The organism is Caulobacter sp. S45, assembly GCF_009765965.1.
GTDB lineage: Bacteria > Pseudomonadota > Alphaproteobacteria > Caulobacterales > Caulobacteraceae > CAHJWH01.
The window spans coordinates 1-5,546 of record NZ_LMUL01000015.1 but is presented as its reverse complement, the minus strand read 5'-3'; the positions used below and the strand labels follow the sequence as shown (position 1 = coordinate 5,546).

The window sequence follows — 5,546 nt, the reverse complement described above, 5'->3', positions numbered from 1 at the left end:
TCCTCCGCCTCGTTGCCGGCCTGATAAATCCCGGCCAAGCCAGAGCCGAGATGGAAGTCGATGTGGCTCAGGAAGGCGTGCTGGGCGACGCGGAAGCGCACCCCCACCGCCGCCGCATTCCCCTCACCGATCTCGAAGTCCACGTTGCTCAGCGCCGAATAGAAGGTGCTCGAATTGGCGTCGTAAATCTTCGGGTCGAAGGGAACGCTGGTCGGTGGCGGGAAGGCCGCGCGACCCACGCGATATTGGTCCTCGCCCGTGAAAGTCACCATGGTGGCGACCCCCTGCTGGAAACCCGCGGTGCGGTCGCCGAGCACCAGCACGGGCCGTGTCGGCCCCACACCGAACACTCTGACCGCCGGCCAGACAAACAGGGTGCGGCTGATCCGGTAGCGGCCGGACGGCAGGAACACCACCCCCCCCTCTCCCCCGCCTTGCGCCCGATCCAGCGCCGCCTGAATCGCGGCGGTGGCGTCGATCCGTCCATCGCCCGGCGCCTGGACCGTCACCGCGCGGGGATCATCCGGCTGGGTCGTGAAAACTGAAGTGGAGGCAAGCGCGGCCACGGGGGCGCCGAGCACCGCCGCCGTCGTTAGCGCAAGCCATTTCCGCCGCACTACCTTCACGATTTGCATGCTCGTCAAATATCCGCTCCGGCGCCCGGCGCGCCAGTCTCGACCATTAAGATCGCGGGCGATCCCACGCGCATCCTCGACCATGGTCGTAATTGGCAGGCGCCGCCCGGGCCGGATACGACGTTCTACAGCGCCTGAGGCGCCTGCGGCCCTATCCTGGCGCGTTGGCCCTCGGCTTGAGGAAAGCGACGTGCGGCCGCCGGAAGATCTCGCCCAGATCGCGCCCAAAGCGATCATCGTCATGGGAGTAAGCGGAAGCGGGAAATCCACGCTCGGTCCGCTGCTCGCCTCTATCCTGCAATGCCGCTTCGTCGAAGGCGACGCCTTCCACAGTTCCGAAAACGTGGAAAAAATGCGGGCAGGTCACCCGTTGCAGGATGAGGACCGATGGCCCTGGCTGGACCGCATCGGGGCGGAGCTGAACGCCGCGGTGGCGGCGGACGGGATCGGGGTGGCCGCCTGCTCGGCCCTGAAGCGGCGCTATCGAGAACGACTGGGCCAGGCGATCGAGGCTCCGCTGGCCTTTATCTTCCTGGACGTCGATCGAGACGAACTCACCCACCGCCTGCACAACCGGCCGGGCCACTACATGCCGGCAAGCCTGCTCGCCAGCCAGTTCAAGGCGCTCGAACGGCCCGGTCCCGACGAGGCCGCCCTCGCGCTCGACGCTCGCCAGCCGCCGCAGGATCTTTGCGGTTACGCCTGCGCGTGGCTAGGCCGCCTGGCGCGCATCGCCCAAGCGGGCGAAGCCGTTCACCGAAAGGAAAACTGAAATGCGCGCCGCCCCTCCCGCAGGAAAGCCATGTGTACAAGGGGTGGCGGCCCTGCTGCTGGCGTGGTTGGCAATGACCTCACCCCATGCCGCAGCCCAGCCAGCGCCGCCGGCGCTCGACGCCGGCGCGCCCGTCGTGTCGCTCTGGCCGAACGGCGCACCGGGCTCGGAGCGACGACGCGCGGAGCTGGAGGTGATCGAGAACACCTATGTCCACAACGTCAACAACCCAAGCCTGACGGTGCTTCGCGCCGATCCCCGCCATGCCAACGGCGCCGGGGTCGTCGTCATTCCCGGCGGTGGCCATCGCATGCTGGTCTGGATCAACGAAGGCGTGGGCCCGGCCAAGATGCTGAACCGATATGGCGTGACGGCCTTCGTGCTGAAGTACCGCCTAGCTCGAGAACCGCACTCCACCTACACCATCGAAGGCGACGCGGCCGCGGACGCAAGGCGCGCCATCCGCTGGGTGCGAGCCCACGCCGCCGAATACGGTGTCGACCCGCATCGGGTGGGCGTGATGGGCTTCTCCGCCGGCGGCGAGCTGGTTTCGCTGATCGCCGACAATCCGGCGCCGCCGATCCAGCCGGTGGATGCGCTCGACAAGCTCAGCGCCCGGCCCGACTTCCAGGTGCTGGTCTATCCGGGGCCGCTCGGCACGCCGGGCAAGGCCATCGAGGGCGCGCCGCCCGCCTTCATCACCGCGGGGTCGATCGATCCATGTTGCGCGACGCCCGCGCTGCAGCTCTACGACCAACTCAGGCATGCGCATGTAACGGTCGAGCTGCACATGTATGCGGACACCGATCACGCCTTCAACCTGGGCGTCCACTCCGAGCGCATCTCCATCCTGCACTGGCCCGACCGGCTGGCGGATTGGCTGAGCGACGGCGGCTGGCTTCGGGCCGACAATGGCGCGGCGCGCAGCGGGGCCGCCCCCGCGCCTGCGCCCTGAGTCGACCGCCTGATCACGCGGCTATTCCACCTCATTCCCTGCCGAGGAGATCCATCATGAGCCTCGCACGACGCGACATCCTGATGGGGGCAGCCGCGCTGGCGACCGCATCCAGCTCCAGGGCTGTCGGCCAAGACCGCAGGGTCGGTTTCGCCATCGTCGGGCTCGGCGGCTATGGTCTCGGCGTCATCATCCCCCAGTTCGCCAATTGCCGGCATAGCCGCTTGACCGCCCTGGTCAGCGGGGACCCCGCCAAGGCGCGGACCGTCGCCGCGCGCTACGGCGTACCGGAACGCTCGATTTACAGCTACGAGACCTTCGACCGGATCCGGGACAATCCGGACGTGGACGTGGTCTACGTCGTCCTACCCAACGCCATGCACGCGGAATACGTGGTCCGGGCGGCGAAGGCGCGCAAACATGTACTCTGCGAGAAGCCGATGGCGGTCTCGGCGGCCGAGTGCGAGACGATGATCGCCGCCTGCAAGGCCGCGGGACGCAAGCTGATGATCGGCTACCGCTGCCACTTCGAGCCGTTCAACCTGGAGGCCATGCGCCTCGCTCGAAGCGGAGCCGCCGGTCGTTCACGCTACGTGGTCTCCGAGCATGGCTTCGTGCAGCACGACCCGTCCAAATGGCGGCTGAAGACGGCGCTCTCCGGCGGCGGCTCGCTGATGGACATGGGCATCTACAGCCTGCAAGCCGCCCGCTACATGAGCGGCGAAGAGCCGGTGGCGGTGACCGCTCGCGCATCGACCGACCGCAGCGACCCGCGCTTCCACGAGGTGGAGGACATGATGCAATGGACGCTGGACTTCCCTTCCGGCGCCATCGGCCAGTGCATGTCCATGTACAGCGCCGCTCAGAATCACATCCTGCTCATGGGCGACAAGGGGCGGATCGAGCTGGAGCCCGCCACCCGCTACGACGGCAACCACATGTGGATCGGCAAGGACGGGCGCGAACAGGAGATCGTCGCGCCGCCGCCTGGCCCCGGCAAGACCATGTTCGCCGGCCAGCTCGACCATATGGCGCAGTGCGTCCTGACCGGCTCGGAGCCGATCGTGTCGGGCGAAGAGGGCCTGCGCGACATGCGCATCATCGACGCCATCTATCGCTCCGCCCGGGAGGGGCGAACCGTCGGACTCTGATGCGTCCCTGTCCCAGCGTTTACTTGCGGACGCCGAACAGGGCGTGCTGTGAGAGCACGTAGAGGGTCTTGCGGTCGGGTCCGCCGAAGATCAGGCCGATGGGGCGCTCGGGGATGTCGATGCGGCCGAGTTCGTGTCCGTCGGGGGCGTAGACGAACACTTGGCCATTGGCGACATAGACCCGACCGTCCGCATCCACCGCCACGCTCTCCCCGCCTCGGTTGGCGAACGGCTTCAGCTCGCCGAGCGCGCCGCCCGCCCCCAACTTTGCAGCGTAGGTGACGTCCTCCGATTCGTTGGAGACGTAGACCTTCCTGCCCACCTCGGCCGTGACCAGCCCCGAGGCGTCCAGCGTCGGCGAGAACCGCCAGCCCAGGTGATCGGGCGGCCCCTGCTGGAACACCCGAAACGCCGGCAGGACCAGGCTGCGGTCAGGCGAGACATATTCCTGCGCCTTCGCCTCGCCGGCCTCGGCCTGGAACATCTCCGCTAGGGTGGTGAAGCGGTAGGTCTTGGGATCGAGCTGATCCTTGAACTCCCCGTTGATCCACCAGTTGGCCGGAAGCGCGGTGAGCGCGCCGGGATGGGTGGCCGCCGGGGTCGGCGCGATCAGCTTAAGTTCGGTCTCCGGCGCATCGGGGCGGAAACTATAGACCGTGCCCTGGGCGCCGTAGGAGGACAGCACCATCAGATCGCCCGAACGATCGAAGGCCAGCTGAACCGGATCGAGCGCATTGTCGCGCACCACCTCAAGCTTCCGCTCGGGCGTCCAGCGATAGATGCGCTGGTCGTGATGGTCGGCGAAGTAGAGCCGTCCCTGACCGTCCACCGCCGCCCCCGACAGGCCGTAGAAGCCGTCCTGGAGCTTTTCCACCTTTGCGCCCTCGAAGCTGGCGGACTGCACTGGCGCGGGCGCCTCGGGCACGTCCAGGCGGGCGAACTCGCGCTCGCGCACCTGCAGGCCGTGGGTGACGTCGACCAAAGCGTTCTCGTAGGGGAAGCGGCTGGCGCGCAGATAGGTGGCGCAGCCCTGCGCGTCGCAGGTAGCGTAGCCGCTCTCCGCGTTCACGTGCACGTTGCGGAATTCGATGTCGGACGAGTTGTACAGCTTCACCGCCGCCAAAGCCGGCTTGACGTTCCGCGTCACCCGATAGGCGTGGTAGTTGGCCACCAGGATGTGGCGCGAGTTGCGGATCTCCAACGAGACCGCATCGCCGCTTTCGCCCACCTCCTCCTCGGTCTGGGGCGCGATCAACTCCCAGTTCGACACCCCGTCCAGCACGATTTCGTTGCGGACGTGGTGCTCGTTGGACAGCTCGTAGACGTGGCCGGGCGTAGAAGTATTGGACACGTAGAAACCGGCCTGGGCGTAGGTGTTCGGCGACCAGATGTCCGCGAAGGTTCCGCCTCCCCCGTCCGTCACCCACAGGCTTGGATACTGGCCGTCCCAACGCTTGCGCGGATCGGGATCGGCGGAATGGGTGGTGTTGTAGGGGTTCAGGCGCTTGCCGTCGGCCAGCAGGGTGCCGTGCCCCCCCTGGAGCTTGACGTCGTCGACCAGGGAGTCCGCGCCGGCGGTCCACAGCAGGGCGGTGGCGCGCGGATTGACCCCGCCGGTGTACAGCCCCAGCCCCGAGACGATGTTGGAACCGCCCTTGGCGGCCTGGATCATCGCCCTGGGTCCGCCCAGGCCCGCATAGCCTGCCGTGTCGTCGGCCAGGAAGACCTGCGTCAGGCTCGGATGCAGCCCGATCAGCACCGTGTCCGGCCTCAGGCGCAAGGTGTCGCTGACCTTGTAGCGCCCGGTCGGGAAGTACAGCACCCGGTGCGTATCGATCGCCCGCTGCAGGGCGGCGGTGTCGTCGGCAGCGTTGTCGCCCTTCACGCCCAGGCTGCGCACGTCCGTCCAATCGCCCATCGACGGCAACGCACGGATCTCGGGCGGGCGCTCGGCGGGAACCGCCGCCAGCGGCTCGGCGTCCATGTGGGTCTCGAACCGGCCCATCCGGCCCAGCCCCGGAAGGGTCAGGCCG

At 67.9% G+C, this 5,546-nt stretch carries 5 protein-coding genes; 3 read left to right on the top strand and 2 right to left on the bottom strand.

Translation table 11 applies throughout. From position 1 onward, the window contains the following. Positions 1-635: glycoside hydrolase family 55 protein (locus GSQ87_RS19755; RefSeq protein WP_216839494.1), on the bottom strand; the 635-nt coding region annotated here is incomplete at its 3' end. Positions 636-825: 190 nt separating this feature from the next. Between GSQ87_RS19755 and GSQ87_RS19750 the strand changes: the two genes are divergently transcribed. The 3 genes from GSQ87_RS19750 to GSQ87_RS19740 all read left to right on the top strand — a co-directional run bounded on the left by GSQ87_RS19750 (position 826) and on the right by GSQ87_RS19740 (position 3,513). Next, on the top strand, positions 826-1,407 hold the full coding sequence (locus GSQ87_RS19750; RefSeq protein ID WP_254063177.1) for a gluconokinase: 582 nt from the start codon (positions 826-828) through the stop codon (positions 1,405-1,407). 73 nt (positions 1,408-1,480) lie between these two features. Beyond that, positions 1,481-2,362, top strand: a complete 882-nt coding sequence (locus GSQ87_RS19745; protein WP_158917961.1) for an alpha/beta hydrolase — start codon at positions 1,481-1,483, stop codon at positions 2,360-2,362. Positions 2,363-2,418: 56 nt separating this feature from the next. Next, on the top strand, positions 2,419-3,513 hold the full coding sequence (locus tag GSQ87_RS19740; protein WP_158917959.1) for a Gfo/Idh/MocA family protein: 1,095 nt from the start codon (positions 2,419-2,421) through the stop codon (positions 3,511-3,513). 19 nt (positions 3,514-3,532) lie between these two features. Here the strand turns inward: GSQ87_RS19740 and GSQ87_RS19735 are convergent. After that, on the bottom strand, positions 3,533-5,546 hold a 2,014-nt coding region (locus GSQ87_RS19735), incomplete at its 5' end, for an SMP-30/gluconolactonase/LRE family protein (RefSeq protein WP_158917957.1).